Source organism: Comamonas sp. Tr-654 (assembly GCF_011752915.1).
Lineage (GTDB): Bacteria > Pseudomonadota > Gammaproteobacteria > Burkholderiales > Burkholderiaceae_C > Comamonas.
The window spans coordinates 727,846-743,708 of the sequence record NZ_VWWQ01000001.1 but is presented as its reverse complement, the minus strand read 5'-3'; the positions used below and the strand labels follow the sequence as shown (position 1 = coordinate 743,708).

Sequence of the window (15,863 nt, the reverse complement as noted above, 5' to 3'; positions counted from 1 at the left end):
TCTACCAATGGCCGAGGTGCCATAAGCGCACAATGCCTAAGCCCCCATGCGAAGCATGGCTGCTTGCACTGCGGCTAAACTCAGTCTGTATTAGTCGGAGTTATGCTATGAGTTTTATGAGCGCGGGTGTCGAATACGGCTTGCACTGCATGTTGTACTTGGTTCACTCTGCCGAACATGGCGTTGCAGAGGCCAGTACCCGTGACCTGGCGGATATGCAGGGTGTACCAGCGGAGTATGTCGCCAAGCTCTTTACCAAGCTGGGGCATGCCGGGCTGGTGCGTGCGGTAGAGGGCGTCCGTGGCGGATTCTCTTTGGCGCGCCCTGCTGAAGAAATTACGGTGAAAGACGTGGTGGAGGCCATTGACGGCGTGAAGCCGGTCTTCGATTGCCGCGAAATACGAGAGCGGTGTGTTGTCTTCGGCGAAGTGGCTCCCGCCTGGGCCACGCGTGGCACCTGTTCTATCCATGCAGTAATGGTCAGTGCAGAGAAGGCCATGCGCGACGAGCTCAACCGGCACACGCTCGCGGATCTCGCTAGCCGAACTCGATCCAAAGCGCCGGCGAGCCACGAGTCGAAAGTCATCGAATGGTTTGGTGCGCGCTCGGCGGCGCGGCGCTCCGCTTCATAGTCAGGAACTGGGGCACCGAGGCCGGGCTGCATGTAAAGAAGAGGCACCAAGCCTCTTCCAATGATTGCCCAACTCAGGCGACGACGATGCGCAGTGGATCAGCGGATGCCAGCGCTTCGGCACGATTCGCCGAGGGAGGGTAGATCCATTCGGTGTTGATTTTCTGCTTGAGTGCCTTGGCTTCCGCTCCAGCCAGCTTCACCGAGCGCTCCCACCCTTCGGTATAGACCGCACCCCAAGGACCAAGGTCAAGGCAAGTCACATACTTTGGCTGGCTATAGGGAATCGGCGTCAGTCCCAGCAGATCGGATGCGACGTTGTGTCCGGCAGAGCGGCCAAGATTCATGGCATGCTGGCACGACATCATGGTCACATTTCCCTGGTCGTCAGTCGCGGCGTTGGCGACATCGCCCGTCGCATAGATGGTTGGCACGGCTTTCACGCGCAGATTCCGGTCGACGTGGAGGCGGCCGTATGCGTCCCGCTCGCCCGGGATCTGGGATGTGAGTTCGTTCGCGCGAGCACCTGCTGTCCATACCACCGTGCTGGCATCAATGCGCTGGCCGGAGGAGGTGACCAACCCATGTGCATCAATAGCGGTTACCCCGGCCCCCAGAACTGCCGTGACGCCAAGTTCGGCGAGCGCCTGTTGAATCACGGGCCGTGGGCCCGGGCCCAGGTCGGGACCGATATCGCTGTTGCGTTCGACAATCACGACATTCACCTGTGCGTCTTCGCCCAGGGCCGCACGCAGCCTTGCGGGCATTTCCGCAGCAGTCTCAATGCCTGTAAATCCGCCACCGACCACCACCAGGGTGTTTCGTGCTGGCGTGTCGGGCTGGCTGCCAAGGTTTTGAATGTGTGCCTCCAGCGCTGCTGCTTCATCTACCTGATCCACGCTGAAGGCGTGTTGGTCCAGTCCAGGCACATCGGGGCGGAACAGCTTGCTCCCAGCAGCCAGCACCAGGCGGTCATAGGAAAGCAGTGCATCCTGTTCCTGCGTTTTGATGACTACTTGCTGTTGCAGCACATCAATTTTTTCGACACTTCCCTGCAGGAATTTCACGCCGACGACATCCAGCAACGCGGTCAGCTTGACGCGCATGGTGTTCGGGGATTCTTCGTACAAGCGAGGCCGAACATGCAGCTCGGGTTGGGGAGCCACAAGCACGACTTCAATATCGGAGCGCTTGTGCATGTCCAAGACGCGAGCCGCAGCTAGGGCACTCCACATGCCAGCAAAGCCAGCACCAACAATCACGATGCGTTGAGTATTCACAGATTTACCTTCATCCCACGTAGCACGGCATGCTCGGCTGGGCCGTTGGCGCGCCGAGGTCCGGTAGAAGTGCCGACAGCAGGCGCGCGGGAGACCGCCTTGGTTCGGCAGGCATAAGGCCTACCGGTCAAGCACTAAACTACGACAATAATAGTCGGAGTTTTTGGGAGGTACATCCCACAGAGGATTTCCGGCCAAAGTTTGAGGATTTCAGCGGCTGCAATAGACATGGAGGGGTTCAGGCGTGGTGGTCGCACGAGTGACCATTGGTGTGCAGCTGCGCACCAGGGACATCCATGCAGCCCTGTGTCGAGTGGCGATGGCAGAGAGAGGTGCTGACCGGCGCACCAGGGATAGGCCCAGCCTGGGAATGAGGGGCGGCATTGGGCGGCAGCGCAATTAGCTCGATGCCTGGCGCCTGAACAGCAGTGGCTAGGTGTTCATGCAGGACACGCGGGCCAGTACCGGCAACTTCGACGATTTAGCAGGCCGTGATCGACCCTCAAGTCCGGCGACGTCAGAAGCTGAACAAGAACGGCTGCAACGTCAGCGGAGAGGCTGCCTCATGTGTTGCAGATGCTGTCTGCCCATGGCCATTTCGCGAGAAAAGAAGGGAGCAGATGGACGATATCAAGAAGCTGGCGCAGCAAGTTTTCGCGACCCAACCGTTCAGCGAGTTCATCGGTGCCGAGCTGATTGCCGCGCAGCGCGACAGTGCCGAACTCACTCTCGCCATTGCGGCGCAACACAATCAGCAACATGGGTTTGCGCATGGTGCCGTCTCAGCAACTTGCGATTAATGCCATCGCCTTCACGGGAGGCTGGCTCTCAATGGCAAGGCGCTGGCTGCCGAGCTCAAGATCAGTTACGTTAGCTCCGGTGTCGCACTCATTTGATTGCGCGGGCCGAGACACACAGCATCGGTATGCGTCAGGCTGTGTGCCGATGCGAGGTATCTGCGGTGGATGGCGGCAAAGAAAAACTTTGCGCGTTGGCCCAGGGTACGGTTGTGCCATCGTCCTGACCGGAATCGATCGACAGGTAGGACAGGCGCGCGAGGCGCAGGCCTGCTGGTAGAGGAGTGTGGCGAGCGAGAGTACCTGGAGGTGTCGTTGGCCCGGACAGGTGCTGCGGCCTGATTCAGTGGCACTGGATCAGGTTGCCAATTTCCTGGCAACTGCGGCCGCTTTGGTTTGTCATGAAGGAGCCGCTGCGATTGTAGATATTGCCGTTGGTGTCGTAGCAAAAGCCGGCATCGCAATGGCTGAGCGGGTGACCTTGTTCTGGCGCAACAATGACTTTTTGCGGCTCTTGCATGAGCGGAGTGTTGGAGTCGCAAGCGGCATTGACATTGCTGATGGCCGCATTGGTGCGCATGCGTTTTTCGTCCTGAGAGACGGTGCGGACGCTGGAGACGAATTCAAGTTCCTTGCGTGCTTCTTTGCAGGCTGGAGACTGACTGGGTGATACGGCTTGAGCGCCTGAGGATTGATGCTCAAGCCTGCGTTGCTGTGACTCCAGCTGGCTATGCTGCATGTCATGCAGCTGCTGTCGGTATTTGCGCTCGTTTGCCTCGGCAGCCTGCATGCGCTCCTGATCAATCTCTTCGTTGCTGCGCTTGCGCTCAAGCAGTTCGCCAGACTGGCCGACGGAGCAGGGTTTATCAGACATGGTAATGCTGCCCGTGGAGTCCTTGCATCGATACACCTGAGCCGTGGCAGGCAGGGCCAGAACAGTGCAGATCAAGGCCAAGCTCAAAAGCCGCATGGGGAGCCTCCTTGTGACTATTGCATTTCCCGAAGCTGCGAGATCGAACACTGCGCTCGTGCCTGGGCTATGGGGAGAGGGTACACCCGTCAGAAGGCCGTACAACTGCCGGGTGAGGGCCTATGCGTAATCTGGGCCGGTGCATCACTTTGTGCGCTGAGAGATCTGTTCATCAAAAGCTGATGTCCATCAAACATCTCAAGGGGTTTCTTTGAATTCCCATGGCACGAGGAGCATCATCATTCATGTCTTACAGAGTCGCTCTTCAGCGGAGTTCTGCCGAGTGGCTGTGGGCATTCGTTCAATCAAGCGAGGGAATCTGTCCTCAAATACGAGGAGCCGTGCCCCGCTGGGCTGGTCGAATCTGAGAAACAAATGTTCTCTGCTCCTATCCATAGGATGGATTCCCTTGAGGGATCTGGTAGGTGCCACTGTCTGCAAAATCGGCGGTCTGCTGCTATCGCTGATCGTGCTCTATTGAACGAATCGATCGCCTTAGTAGGACTGCTCCCGACCCTGTCAAAGGAGATTCCCTGTGAAGATTGTTCTGGCTGCTGATGGCAGCAAGTTCTCCGGCAAAGCGCTCACTTGGCTGCTGAAGCAGGAATGGGTGCATGGTTACGGTGTGGAGATCCTCATCGTCAACGTGCGTGCCCGCGCGACATCGAGACCATTGGATGCAGAAGACAAGGCTGCCCAGCAGGTCACCAAGCCGGTTTTCAATTCCCTTGAGCGACAGTTGAAGCGCTACCGCATATCGCATCGCAGCGTGTCATTGGTCGGTGACCCTGCAGCAGAAATCGTCAAGCTTGCGAAGAAGGAGGGCGCACGGATGATAGTGATGGGGACTCGCGGACAAACCGCAATCAAGAGCATATTCATGGGGAGCGTTGCCCAGGGGGTGGTCACCAAATCACCGATACCTGTTTTGCTCGTCAAGTGATGGAGTGATAGCGCGATGCTGATTCATCGCTCTCATCGTTCGTCTGCGCTCGGAGGACGAACCCGGCAAACAGTATGACCAATCCGTCCGTCATGGCCGGCCCATGGCTTCTGGTGGGCGTTGGAAGATGGCTAATGCGCCTGTGCTGCATTGACCGGTTGGATCCACAGCCATAAGCAGTCGCTGCTCATGCTGTGTAGTTCAGTCGACAAGCGCTTGGGTATATCGATCTCCTGCCGACTAGACGCCAGCAGATTCAAATCGCGCACAAGCTGGCCTGAACTACCCGCACGGCCACCTCATCTGCGCAGAATTCCTTCAACAGATACTTTGACGTTCTCCATCACTTCATCGACTGCTTGGCCCATCTGAGCATGGACGATGGCGCCATCTATCACCAGCGATAGCGCGGGTCCGGCAGACACAGCATCGATCCCGAACAGGCTGTCCAACACCGATGACATTTCTTGCTTGTGCCGACGTACGATTTCCAGGATTTCGGGGTCTGACGAGCCCAACTCAGCAGCGGCATTGAGAAACGCGCAGCCTCGAAACTCTGGAGTACTGAACCAAACTTTCAGAGTGGTAACGAGGGCATCCGCCGCAGACAAACCGTCTCCTGTGGCTTCCAGCAAGCTTGCCTTGAACCAGGAAATCCACTTCCCATACCTGTAATCGAGGTATGCCCGAATCAGCTCATCTTTGCTCGCGTATTGACGGTAGAAGGTGACTTTGCTCACCGATGACTGGTCAATGATTTTGTCAATACCCGTCGCCCTGATTCCTTCTCTGTAGAAGAGGGTGTGGGCGGCAATCAGGATGCGCTCCCGAGGAGGCAGCGAATCAATAGGTGGCTCTACAAATTTCATGAGGGTATTGTAGACAGGTCGTTCTACATCCGCTAGCATTGGGCATGTAGACAGATCGTTCTACATGTTTTTTTTAGTGAGATCACATCATGGAAACTCGTCCACCCCTGCCACCATTCACGCTCGAAACTGCCATTCAAAAAGTACGTTTGGCCGAAGACGGCTGGAACACGCGCGATGCTGCCAAGGTTGCAATGGCATATACCCACGACACGAAGTGGCGCAATCGAGCGGAATTCGCCAACAACCGCGCTGAAGCACAGGCTTTTCTCGAAAGGAAATGGAGCAAGGAGCTTGACTACAGGCTCATCAAAGAGCTTTGGTTGCACGAAGGCAATCGGATCGCAGTTCGTTATGCGTACGAGTGGCATGACGACGCGGGGAACTGGTTCCGCTCGTACGGGAACGAGAACTGGGAATTCGAGGCCGACGGCCTCATGCGTCGTCGCTATGCCTGCATCAATGACATGCCTATCAAAGAGTCGGAGCGAAGGTTCCACTGGCCTCTTGGTCGTCGACCCGATGACCATCCCGGGCTGTCTGATCTCGGTCTGTGAGGAAAGACCTCGGAACACCGCATGCGGAGGACTCCCCGTGTGCCATGTCTGCCAAAGGCATGCATGGCACACGAAATACCAACGTGGCCAAATTGGATAGGTCTGCTTTCGAACGAGTCATGATCGACAGCACCGCCGCGTACTTTTCAAGAGCTTCCGTGCAATGGCACTTGTAGCGCAAGCAGAGCACCTGGCGGCAAGCATCCAGGATTGTTGACCGACCGCCAAAGGGCACTCTGCGACGGACGCAGTACGGCCACACATCATCCATCAAGAGGATCGGGTGACTAAGTACTTCCAGCGGTATCTGTTTTAGGTGGCAATCACACGATCAATGAAATGCGCCACTGCGTCGCTCGCTTCTGCTGGCACGACCTGTAAGAGACAGTGTGGAGCATCAAAAACCTCGACTTCCATAGCTCGGCACCATTGCTGTGTTTCGGCAGCGGCTGATCGCGGCACAAGCTGATCGTTGAGTGCTTTCAGATATAGAACTGGCATCGCAAGCTTGGCAGCTTGCGCCCGCACATCTACAGATGCGACCTCACGAAGCCTTGCTCGCATGACAGAAGGATGCACTTGAAGTAGAGCATCGCGCAGCAAGGCGCTCAGCCTCGAGGTTGCAAACCGTCCGAAAAGCAATGCATTCACGATTGTTAAAGGTGGGCGAGGCATAGGCACCCAAGCCAAGCTTTTCAGCCACCGAAGTTTGGGTCTAGGGTTGCGAACGAACGTGCAACACAAAATGACGCCCAGCACACGCACAGGATTGGCTGCTGCTATCGAAATTGCAATTGGGCCTGAAAACGACTCTCCGAGCAAAACAATGGGGCCATCAGCAGGCAGTTGCGCTTCAGCAAAGTCATGCAAAGCAGCGTAGGTCTGAGAATGATCTTTGGCCGGATATCGAACCACTGAAACGGGGTACCTATTTCCGAGTGCAGCAATGAAGGGCTCGAACAGGATGCTTGTCCCATCCATACCCGGAAGGAGAACGAGGGTGATCGGCATTTTTTGCAGATGAAGGGCTAGTTGCCTGCAAATCAGGAAATGGCCAGGAAGCTGTATTCAACAAGAATAATAGCCAGTGCCGTAGGACTGCTCTGGGTCGGTCATGGCCTGCGAGCGCTTACCGCCTGTGGCGCAGAGAAGACTCTCGTGAATCTGCAAAGCGCCCATTGAGCGCGCTGACACGGCTTGGTGCAATTCAAGCCAGCACAATGGAAAACGACATCAGCATGCAAGAGGCCTATTCAGGCTCTTCGCTGAGAACCACCGGTGTGTCGTGGGGCACTACTGAGCGCCAGAATCGCAGCCCTGCGAGATTGGCCGGCATGACAGTGAGTTGCCAATGTCCTTTTCTGGACGCCAGGCGGGCCTACCAGCATGACCTGCTGCTGACTCTGCCGGCTGATCGATGGATGTTAGCTGTTGAGGTGAGCCCGCCTACCAATTGTCAAATTGATTCAACGTCCAGGATTTTCTTGAGGCAACTCAATACAATTGGATACAACCAAGCGTAAACCCTAGTTCTTTAGGGCGCGCTATCTTCCCTCTGCCTGCTCTCGCCGCAGGGCCGCAAACGCCGTTCATACAGCCCGCTGATGGCTCACGGACCGGTGTTGCCGCCTTCAGCGTGAACATGCAGGATGGCCCAAGCGGCGAACGATGACTTCCGTTGTGCGTGACCAGGGCCAGGGCCGCCAGCACGGCAAACGTCGTAGAAAAATAGAGCCACTCATTGATGCAAGCCCCTAGTGTTGCAGTTCTGGATCTGACATCTCGCATGGGTGCCTATGCGCTTGCACAATTGGGCGTATCAGGAGCAGAAGGTCATGGTGCCTGGGAAAACATGCCGCTCGGTGGCATGTCTGGCGCACCGCATTTAAGTTGGTACCGACCTTTCAAGGCGGCTGACCTGGCAAGCCTTCCAGGCAGGTCCGATGCCATTGCAATTCTGGTGGGGCCTGGCAGCTTTTCCATGCTGCCGGCGGTACTGGCCCACAACACGATACGTACAGCATCGGTCGTGTGGTTTCTGATGCTGCCTAACGCGCTGATGGAAGACATCGAAATTTCCAAGTGCCTGGCCGACCAACCACATGCAGGTACTCAGAAGTATCAGCTGCCTACGAGCGATCCGCAGACCTTGTGGTTTGTGCTCATGGAGCAATTGACCAAGCTGAAGAAATTCAACGAATATTTCAACGAAGAAAGAAGTGAGAGTGAGATGAGCACGAATTTGAAGTCATCCATGGACTCCGCCATGAGCATCGACGGTGCGTTGGCTGCTGCCTTGGTTGACTACCGCAGCGGTATGTGTCTGGCCCAGGGCGGCAGCGGCATGAACCTGGATCTGGCAGCAGCAGGAAATACGCAGGTCGTGCGAGCCAAACTCCAGACCATGGAGTCTCTTGGCATACGCCGTGGTATCGAGGACATCCTGATCACTCTGGCCGACCAGTACCATCTGATTCGACTTGTACCGAACGCCGAAGGTCTGTTCCTGTATCTGGTGCTCGATCGCAACAAAGGAAATCTGGCGCTGGCGCGCTACAAACTCACGGATATTGAGCGCGCGCTGAAGGTGTGACCGGGCGGAGATTCACCCGTGTCGGTCACGGCGAGCATGGTCATGACATTGGGGCAGGGGATCAGGCCTGTTGCTGATCGAGAGCAGTGGCATCGCACGGCTCATGGCCGTCGCTGCCCGGGTCCTCCATGCAGAAACCGATGTATCCGGCGAAACTACGGTTTTCAAGTCCAGAGTCTAAATGTCCAGAGCCTCAGCCACCTTCATCACCGCATTCCTGGTGCTTTCAGGGCCTGTTTCATCCGCAGCTGAGTTGTGCACCCTCGTTGTTGATGCCGCCACCGGCAGTACCGTTGCCAGCAGTGGTGCAAGCTGCGCCAGGCGCGTTACGCCTGCGTCCACGTTCAAAATCGCCATCAGCTTGATGGGGTTTGACTCCGGACTGCTCCATAGCAGCCATCGCCCGATATGGCCCTATAGAGATGGCTATCCTGACTGGGCTGGGGACGCATGGAAGGGAGAAATTGATCCCGCCAACTGGATGAAAAAATCCGTTTTCTGGTATTCCCAGCAGGTGGTGAAGGAGCTTGGCCAGGCTCGCTTCGAGTCCTATGTCACGTCCTTCGAATATGGCAATCAAGATGCGTCTGCTGTCCAGGTACGGCATCCGCAAAGCAATGGTGCCTGGGTGATGTCGTCGCTCCAGATTTCACCCATTGAGCAAGTTGCGTTTCTGAGGAGGCTGGCCAATCGTCAACTTCCCGTGAGCGCTCATGCATATGAGATGACTGAAGAGATCACCCGGCAGGACGAGCTGAATGGTTGGCGCATCTACGGGAAAACAGGCACCGGGTCCCCGGGGCAGGACAACAAGTACCGGGCAGATCAAGCCTATGGCTGGTATGTCGGATGGGCCAGGAAAGGCGCGCAAGCAATGGTGTTTGTCCGCCTCATCCAGGACGAAAAAGCGCAGTCCACCAATGCAGGGTTGCGGGCGCGCAGCCAAATGTCCGAGCAGCTGCTTTCGGTCACCTCAAAGCGTTGAGGGCATTGCCTGCGGCATCTCGCAGTGACCCATGGCGGATGTTTGGAGCGATGCTCTGATGCGTCTATTGCGGGGCTGTCGGCATCAGATCAGCGTACAGCTGAAGGCGGATAGCCGAAGCGCGCGCGGAAACGTTCGGCAAATCGGGCGCGTGACCTGTATCCACATGCCTGGGCAATCTCCGGAACACTCAACGATGTGGTTTGCATCAGCATCATGGCGTGGTGCATGCGCACGTCTATCAGCACATCCTCAAACCGGGCGCATTCACCCGCAAGGCGGCGGTGCAGGGTGGCTTCGCTGACGGCGAGTGCTTTTCCGGCAGTCTGCGCAGTCCAATGTTGATGGGGCGCTTCGCTGACAAGGGCACGCAAACGCCCGGACATCCGCTGTGACATGAGCGGCCTGAATGCGAAGCCGCGTTCGGCCAGTGCTGCCAGCAAGTCCATGGCCCGGTATCGAAGGCGCTCGTCACTGAACTGCGGGGCAGCGGCGCCCGCAAGCACATGCTCTAGCGAAGAACCGAGGTCGGCGTCCAACGGAATGCTCCGAAACGATGCGGCCGCTTGCGAGCTCTCAGGTCCTGTGGCGCGGCCCCGGCGAAAAGCCTCAAGCAGTTCCGGTGACAGAGTCAGAAAGATCGAGCGAAAGCGCTGCTCTGTGCCGCCAGGTGTCTTGATCAAATCTGCGCAGGCATTGGCTTCGACGAGGAGCAATGCTGCACCAGCATCGACACTGATTCTGTCGACGCCGCAGTCAAGATCCAGTCGCCCCGACGCAATGAGCAGCAGCGTCGCATCCTGAAACAGGAAGCGTGGCGTGTGCTGCGCCTGTTTCAAACAGGGTTGGGCCATGGTGCAAAGGCCGCGCCGCCATACGGGCGAGCCCGCAGGAAGCAGCCATGGCAGGTCGTCAGCATTGGTCTGTGCGGTGTGAGAGGCTGCCCGCGCAATTGCCATGGCTAACTTTCTAACGCAGGCCTGTCTGAAGCGAAACAGCAGGATTGAGGCTGTAGACCCCGGTGAGACTGGCCTGTCCAAGCACCTTGGCCGATGCCAGCGCTGCACGCACATTCGCGCCGGTCAGAGGCCCTGTCACCTCCAGCGTGAGGGTCGCCAGAGCATAGACGGTGAACACGTAGTGATGGATTCGCGTGTCGTTCCATGGCGGGCAAGGGCCGTCATAGCCGAAGTAGTTTCCCTTCATGTGTTCGTCCGCTGCAAACCATCCGGTGTAGTCGTTCAGGCCATGACGCCATCCTTCCGGCGTGGCTGGGCCGGACTTGCCTCCTGGTGTCACGCCATCCGAATGGGATCCTGCAGCGATCTGCGAGACGTCGGCAGGAATGTCGAGCAGCACCCAGTGAAAAAAGTCCACACGAGGCAAGGAGAGCGGAACTTCACGGCCCTCCTGGTTCACATCATCTCCCCGGCTGGGCACGTCGGGGTCATGACAGATGACAACGAATGACCGGGTTCCCTCCGGCACATCGCTCCAGGCCAGATGCGGATTCCGATTGGACGACAGGGCCACATGGGAGGATGCATCGGGCACGGCGAACGCGAATTCGCCTGGGATGACCTGACCGTCTTGAAAACTCTGGCTGATAAGCTGCATTGCAATCCCTCCTTCAGTGGGTTGAGCTTGTGTGACGTGCATCCACGTCTTGCAGCAGTGTAGGAAATCAAATGCCCTCAAAAGTACCAAATCCGATCAATTGTTGCGCCAACCCTGTCAATCTGAATGTATTTGGCTCTATGCGTGCGTTGTCATCGCATTTTCGGCTGCGCTTGGATTGAGGTCCTGCCCAAAGGTCTGCGTCTGACTGCATGCCGCTGCTCGCGAACGGCTGACTGTCCGGTGATGGCTGGCCCAACTGGTCAGCTCTATACCAGGGCGCATGATGGCTTGCCTCTTTCGATAGCTGAAGAACCTGAGTCTTCGCCATGACCCTACCGGGCAGGCTTGCCGCTTCGCACATGCAAGCAGGGCCGGCCAGAGGCGGCAGGCCTGTATGTTGATTCCATGGTCAAGCCTAGTAAACTCTCAGTTGGGAGAAGTTTGACTCCCAAATGAGAATTGGAGCTTCCTATGGAACATGCTGCCGCTGGACGGAATGTGGGCAAGGCCGCTGCGAAGCAGGCTTTTCAAGAAACGAAGGCCCGCACCATCAAGCCGCGGACGCTGGGCCAGGCCAGTCTCGGTGCATGGCAAAAGAAACTCTCTTCCATCGAGGCAAGATCCTCGAAGAGCTTGTCAATGCCGAAATCGCAGCTGGTGTTTCGCATGAGCCCTCTGCAGCGCCATGAAGTGGTATCTGATGGTGTGCCCGCAGCTGCGGTGGCGGACATTGCCAGCAAGCTTGGCACCACGGCCGAGAAGCTGAACCGCGTTCTGGGTCTGGGCTCTTCCACCGTGGCGCGCAAGGTCAGCGAAGGCAAGAACCTCGATCTCAATGACGGGGAGAGAATTCTGCAGATGTACCACCTGCAGGGTCTGGTGCATGAAATTGCCGAAGACTTCATCATGCCCGAGCAGCGCAAGGACTTTGATGCCGACAAGTGGCTGGGCGAATGGCTGGAAATTCCGCAGCCTTCGCTCAACAACAGAAAGCCTTCCGAGTTTCTGCACACCGACGTCGGGATGCAGATCGTGGAAACACTGCTCAAGCGGATTGCTGTCGGGGCCTTTGCATGAGTGGCGGCGCCGCCCCCCAGGGCTATTTTTCGTTCTTTCGTATCGGCAAGGAGACACCCAGATATCAGGCCACCGACATGAGTGGAAAGGGTGGGCTGTATGTCGGCGGCCGGTGGCATGAGGAAGGAAATCCATGCCTGTACGCAGCCGGCTCCGTGGCCTTGGCAGTCCTGGAAACCTTGGTCCACTATGAAGACCATGGGCTGCCAGCGCTACGTAAGCTGGTGGAGTATCAGATTCCCATGAGCCTTGTCAGGCAAGGTGAGAACGTTGTGCTACCTCCCCACTGGGATGACATGCCGACCAGCACCGCTGCCCAGAAAGTGGGAACGGAATGGCTGAGATCCAAGCGTGGGCTGCTGCTCTTTGTCCCTTCGGTCATTGTCAAAGCGGAAGCCAATGTGGTCATCAACACCATGCATCCAGACTTGGCCTTGATCAAAACCATTGATCGCGGCGCCTGGACTTACGACTCGCGGTTGCTCTGATGGTCTGCCGCAGCAATGGCTGAGCGCTGCGCCGAAGGCGCTGACTCTTCGTCTGCATGAATTGTTCAATACCCTGGGGGAGTAGTCCGTTCAAGGTGCTGTCGCCAGTGCTGGATAGAAGATCGTGCTATTAAAAATAGAGCTGCTGGCGCTCATCAATTAATAGTTTTATATAGATTTCTCTTTAGAAACAATGATTAGCTTGCGCAAGCTGCTATAAGTTTTTGATCGCATCACTTGTTCAGATGGGCAGTAGCGCAGCCCTCTGAGGTGAAGGAAGTGCGCTTTACCTGCCTGAAAAAAGGTGCTGACGATTCTCTGGCCTATAGCCAATGGGAAGCGTCGAGCGGTGAACAAGCCCTTCATAATCGGGACCCCCAACTTGTTCGAAATGCCTTTCGCTATGGATAAATTGTTGTTGCAGCAGCAGGTGCTGGAACGGCTCGCGGAGGACCTTCTGCAGGCCGAGAAGGCCGCTATGGCTGCTCATGAAGCAGCGACTCATGAGGAAAACATCGCCGAGAACAAGTACGACACATTAGGTCTCGAAGCTGCCTACCTGGCTACCGGCCAAGCTCGTCGCGCAGAAGCCATCCGTCAGGCGATGGGCGATTGGCGCCAGTTCCGCCCGCAACCCTACGACGCCAGCAAAGGGATTCAGCTCGGCGCGCTGTTCTGTCTGGTGGATTCAGACGACAAGCAACAACAGTTCTTTCTCGGACCGGATGGAGGGAATATGAAGCTGGTCAAGGGCGCAGATCCCATTCAGGTCATCAGCAGCAAAGCACCTTTAGGCAGGGCGGTGCTGGGCAAGTGCGAAGGGGCTGAGGCGTCGATACAGATCGCTTCAACCCGCCAGCAGTTTGAGGTGCTGTGGGTTTACTAAGCCGCGAGCGAGCTCTTGCTGAAGTGATCGGCAGTGATTCGTTCCAAGCCGCCCGGCCTGATGCCGTGGCCAGCAAGCGTCTGACGTGAGCGCAGCATCAGCCTGCGCCTGATTTCGGATTCGCAAGCGAGATGGAGCTTTCGGCCATGAGCTGAATTCCTGCTCCTCAACCCTGACGGCTGTTTCAGGCTACTTGCTGCCGGTGGTCGGCCCGGACATGCCGATCAAGGCTGAGCCGAATGGGGCCGTGGCTGACCCGCGCCCATGGATCGCATCACATTGGACGGATTTATTGAGAATAAGTCGCATTAACAATCTATAATTTTGCCGTGTAGTTGAGCGCAACTCTTTGCGCCAGGGCTCCAAGGCTGTCTTATCGCCGCGCACGTTCGACCTCACTTATTGCTACTGGCTTTTTTGGATCGTGCTGACCCGCTACTACAGAGACCTGTTGAATTTCTGCATGCGCAAAGTGAGAGACCGCGATGCTGCGGCTGACTTGGCGCAGGAAAGCTATGCCCGTGTGCTGTCCATGCAGCAGAAGGGGCAGGTCATTCTTGAGCCAGGTGCGCTGTTGAGGCAGGTGGCCTTGCGCGCCAAAATCGATATGGATAGACGGGCTGAGGTCCGCCAGCATCAAAGTATCGATTCTTTGGAGGAGCTGGATCAGCCTGCGAGCCCTCTGCATCTGCAGCCCGAGCATGCCTATGCATCGTCTCAGAGTATTCAAGCGTATCTTGACACTATCGAGGGGCTGCCGCCTCGGTGTCGTGATGCCTTCTGCATGTACATCTTCGATGAGTTGCCCAACAAGGAGATTGCAGAGCGTCTGGGAGTGTCGCTGAGCATGGTGAATCAGTACATCAGCCGTGGAAAACTTGCATGTGCTGCGCGCAGAATGGAACTTGATAATGTCGAGTGATCGCGAATTTGCGTTCGTTTTGCGTAGCTGCTTCGCCGAGGGTGAATTCTTGCCGCGCCCCGCGCATCCCTATCCATAAGATGAGTCACTCTTTTGCATCCCAGCGCAATGTGCCAGCCTCCTTTGACGAGGCTGAGGAAGCGCGCGAGCTTGCGGATTTTTTCAGTCGACAGAATCCGGTAGAGGTGGCGGCCGTCGAATGGCACTCTCGCTGGGAGCAAGGCTTGAGCGAGAACGAGCATGAAGCCCTGCGTCAGTGGCTGGCTGAGGATGCGGCGCATGACGCGGCATTTCGTTGTCTGACGCAAGACATGGCGGTGCTGCGCTCTGCTCCTTCCGATATGGTTGCAAAAGCACGATCCTCGTTCGAGCGCGAAACCATTGCCAGTGGTGGATCTTCTGCGCAGTCTGCCAGTGGGCCTGCGAAACCGAAGGCGATGGAGGGATGGGCGCGCGCAGGCGCTCTGTTGAATTGGATACAGCCGCGCTCTGCCTTGGTCGCTGCCTGTTGTGCTGCGGCCTTTGCTGCAGGGACTGGATGGCACCAATGGATGCAGCCGACATTCGAGAGCAGCTATGTTGCGCAGAAGGGGCAGCAAAAGCTTGTCACCTTGCCAGATGGCTCCGAGCTCGCCATGGACACCGACACGCAGGCCCAGGTCACCATGTACCGCGACCGCCGAGAGGTGCGGATTGCGGATGGGCAAATCATGTTCTCGGTTGCCGCCGATCCCAAGAAGCCATTCCATGTTCTCGCCGGGCCTGCGCGTGTCACGGTGCTGGGGACACGGTTTTCCGTTCGCTATCGCAACCAGGGGGCCGATGCCGGGGCTGTCAATGTTTCGGTGGAGAAGGGCCATGTACAGGTCGCCAGTTCCTACAGCAGCACCAATGCGAAGGCGGATCTGCCTGTCGAATTGCTGGCAGGACAAGGCCTGAGGGTGTCATCGAACGGCGTATTAGGTCAGGTAGCCAGTGTTGCTCCTGGCAGTGTCGCCTTATGGCGCAAGGGCTTGGTGCGTTTTGATAACACTGCCTTGGTGGATGCATTGTTTGAACTGGAGCGCTACGGGTCTACGGGTCTGGAGATTCGCGACCCGGCGGTCGCTGCAATGACCATCGGCGGCAGCTACCAGATTGATAGACCCGGGGAATTTGCGCGCATGCTGACTCAGATCCTGCCTGTGAAGCTGGTCAGCGAACCATCTGGGAAGACCGAAATCGTCAGCACGCCTTGAGCACTTT

The 15,863-nt window shown here is 57.1% G+C and carries 17 protein-coding genes; 10 read left to right on the top strand and 7 right to left on the bottom strand.

Going from position 1 to position 15,863, the window contains the following annotated elements:
• The first annotated feature begins 107 nt into the window (after window positions 1-107).
• Window positions 108-632 carry an Rrf2 family transcriptional regulator gene (locus tag F3J24_RS03280; protein WP_167002676.1) on the top strand — a complete coding sequence of 175 codons (525 nt, stop codon included), beginning with the start codon at window positions 108-110 and terminating at the stop codon, window positions 630-632.
• Between the two features lie 73 nt (window positions 633-705).
• Here the strand turns inward: F3J24_RS03280 and F3J24_RS03275 are convergent, their stop codons facing one another.
• The 3 genes from F3J24_RS03275 to F3J24_RS03265 form a co-directional block, all read right to left on the bottom strand.
• Window positions 706-1,911, bottom strand: coding sequence for an NAD(P)/FAD-dependent oxidoreductase (locus F3J24_RS03275; protein WP_167002674.1), 1,206 nt, complete (start codon window positions 1,909-1,911; stop codon window positions 706-708).
• 563 nt (window positions 1,912-2,474) lie between these two features.
• On the bottom strand, window positions 2,475-2,684 hold the full coding sequence (locus F3J24_RS24795; RefSeq protein WP_205244582.1) for a hypothetical protein: 210 nt from the start codon (window positions 2,682-2,684) through the stop codon (window positions 2,475-2,477).
• A 367-nt stretch (window positions 2,685-3,051) separates the two neighbouring features.
• A complete protein-coding gene (locus F3J24_RS03265; protein WP_370527709.1) occupies window positions 3,052-3,729 on the bottom strand; it encodes a DUF4124 domain-containing protein in 678 nt (225 codons plus the stop codon).
• Between the two features lie 484 nt (window positions 3,730-4,213).
• On the opposite strand from F3J24_RS03265, the gene F3J24_RS03260 reads away from it, so the two are divergent.
• A complete protein-coding gene (locus tag F3J24_RS03260; protein WP_167002672.1) occupies window positions 4,214-4,621 on the top strand; it encodes a universal stress protein in 408 nt (135 codons plus the stop codon).
• 299 nt (window positions 4,622-4,920) lie between these two features.
• Here F3J24_RS03260 and F3J24_RS03255 read toward each other — a convergent pair whose 3' ends face one another.
• Window positions 4,921-5,490 (bottom strand): TetR/AcrR family transcriptional regulator, encoded by a 570-nt coding sequence (locus F3J24_RS03255; protein WP_167002670.1) that lies wholly within the window; start codon window positions 5,488-5,490, stop codon window positions 4,921-4,923.
• A gap of 89 nt (window positions 5,491-5,579) precedes the next feature.
• Here F3J24_RS03255 and F3J24_RS03250 point away from each other — a divergent pair, with 89 nt between their 5' ends.
• A complete protein-coding gene (locus F3J24_RS03250; RefSeq protein ID WP_167002668.1) occupies window positions 5,580-6,047 on the top strand; it encodes a DUF1348 family protein in 468 nt (155 codons plus the stop codon).
• Window positions 6,048-6,359: 312 nt separating this feature from the next.
• On the opposite strand, the gene F3J24_RS03245 is transcribed toward F3J24_RS03250, so the two are convergent.
• Complete coding sequence (locus F3J24_RS03245; RefSeq protein ID WP_167002666.1) at window positions 6,360-7,058, bottom strand: alpha/beta fold hydrolase; 699 nt, start codon at window positions 7,056-7,058, stop codon at window positions 6,360-6,362.
• Window positions 7,059-8,301: 1,243 nt separating this feature from the next.
• On the opposite strand from F3J24_RS03245, the gene F3J24_RS03240 reads away from it, so the two are divergent.
• Both F3J24_RS03240 and blaOXA read left to right on the top strand, forming a co-directional pair.
• Window positions 8,302-8,640, top strand: coding sequence for a hypothetical protein (locus tag F3J24_RS03240; RefSeq protein WP_167003438.1), 339 nt, complete (start codon window positions 8,302-8,304; stop codon window positions 8,638-8,640).
• A 181-nt stretch (window positions 8,641-8,821) separates the two neighbouring features.
• Entirely contained in the window at window positions 8,822-9,625 is an 804-nt protein-coding gene (blaOXA, locus tag F3J24_RS03235) for a class D beta-lactamase (RefSeq protein WP_167002664.1), read from the top strand.
• Window positions 9,626-9,714: 89 nt separating this feature from the next.
• Here the strand turns inward: blaOXA and F3J24_RS03230 are convergent, their stop codons facing one another.
• Window positions 9,715-10,584, bottom strand: coding sequence for a helix-turn-helix transcriptional regulator (locus tag F3J24_RS03230; protein WP_167002662.1), 870 nt, complete (start codon window positions 10,582-10,584; stop codon window positions 9,715-9,717).
• Window positions 10,585-10,594: 10 nt separating this feature from the next.
• Window positions 10,595-11,242 carry a YbhB/YbcL family Raf kinase inhibitor-like protein gene (locus tag F3J24_RS03225; RefSeq protein ID WP_167002661.1) on the bottom strand — a complete coding sequence of 216 codons (648 nt, stop codon included), beginning with the start codon at window positions 11,240-11,242 and terminating at the stop codon, window positions 10,595-10,597.
• Between the two features lie 642 nt (window positions 11,243-11,884).
• Here F3J24_RS03225 and F3J24_RS03220 point away from each other — a divergent pair.
• From F3J24_RS03220 to F3J24_RS03200, 5 genes are all read left to right on the top strand, one after another.
• On the top strand, window positions 11,885-12,322 hold the full coding sequence (locus F3J24_RS03220) for an antitoxin Xre-like helix-turn-helix domain-containing protein (RefSeq protein ID WP_167002659.1): 438 nt from the start codon (window positions 11,885-11,887) through the stop codon (window positions 12,320-12,322).
• Entirely contained in the window at window positions 12,319-12,810 is a 492-nt protein-coding gene (locus tag F3J24_RS03215; RefSeq protein WP_167002657.1) for an RES family NAD+ phosphorylase, read from the top strand. The genes F3J24_RS03220 and F3J24_RS03215 overlap by 4 nt, the downstream gene beginning before the upstream one ends.
• Window positions 12,811-13,213: 403 nt before the next feature.
• Window positions 13,214-13,696 (top strand): GreA/GreB family elongation factor, encoded by a 483-nt coding sequence (locus F3J24_RS03210; RefSeq protein WP_167003436.1) that lies wholly within the window; start codon window positions 13,214-13,216, stop codon window positions 13,694-13,696.
• A 463-nt stretch (window positions 13,697-14,159) separates the two neighbouring features.
• A complete protein-coding gene (locus F3J24_RS03205; RefSeq protein ID WP_240154259.1) occupies window positions 14,160-14,618 on the top strand; it encodes an RNA polymerase sigma factor in 459 nt (152 codons plus the stop codon).
• Between the two features lie 80 nt (window positions 14,619-14,698).
• Window positions 14,699-15,856 carry a FecR family protein gene (locus F3J24_RS03200; RefSeq protein ID WP_167003432.1) on the top strand — a complete coding sequence of 386 codons (1,158 nt, stop codon included), beginning with the start codon at window positions 14,699-14,701 and terminating at the stop codon, window positions 15,854-15,856.
• Window positions 15,857-15,863: the final 7 nt, after the last annotated feature.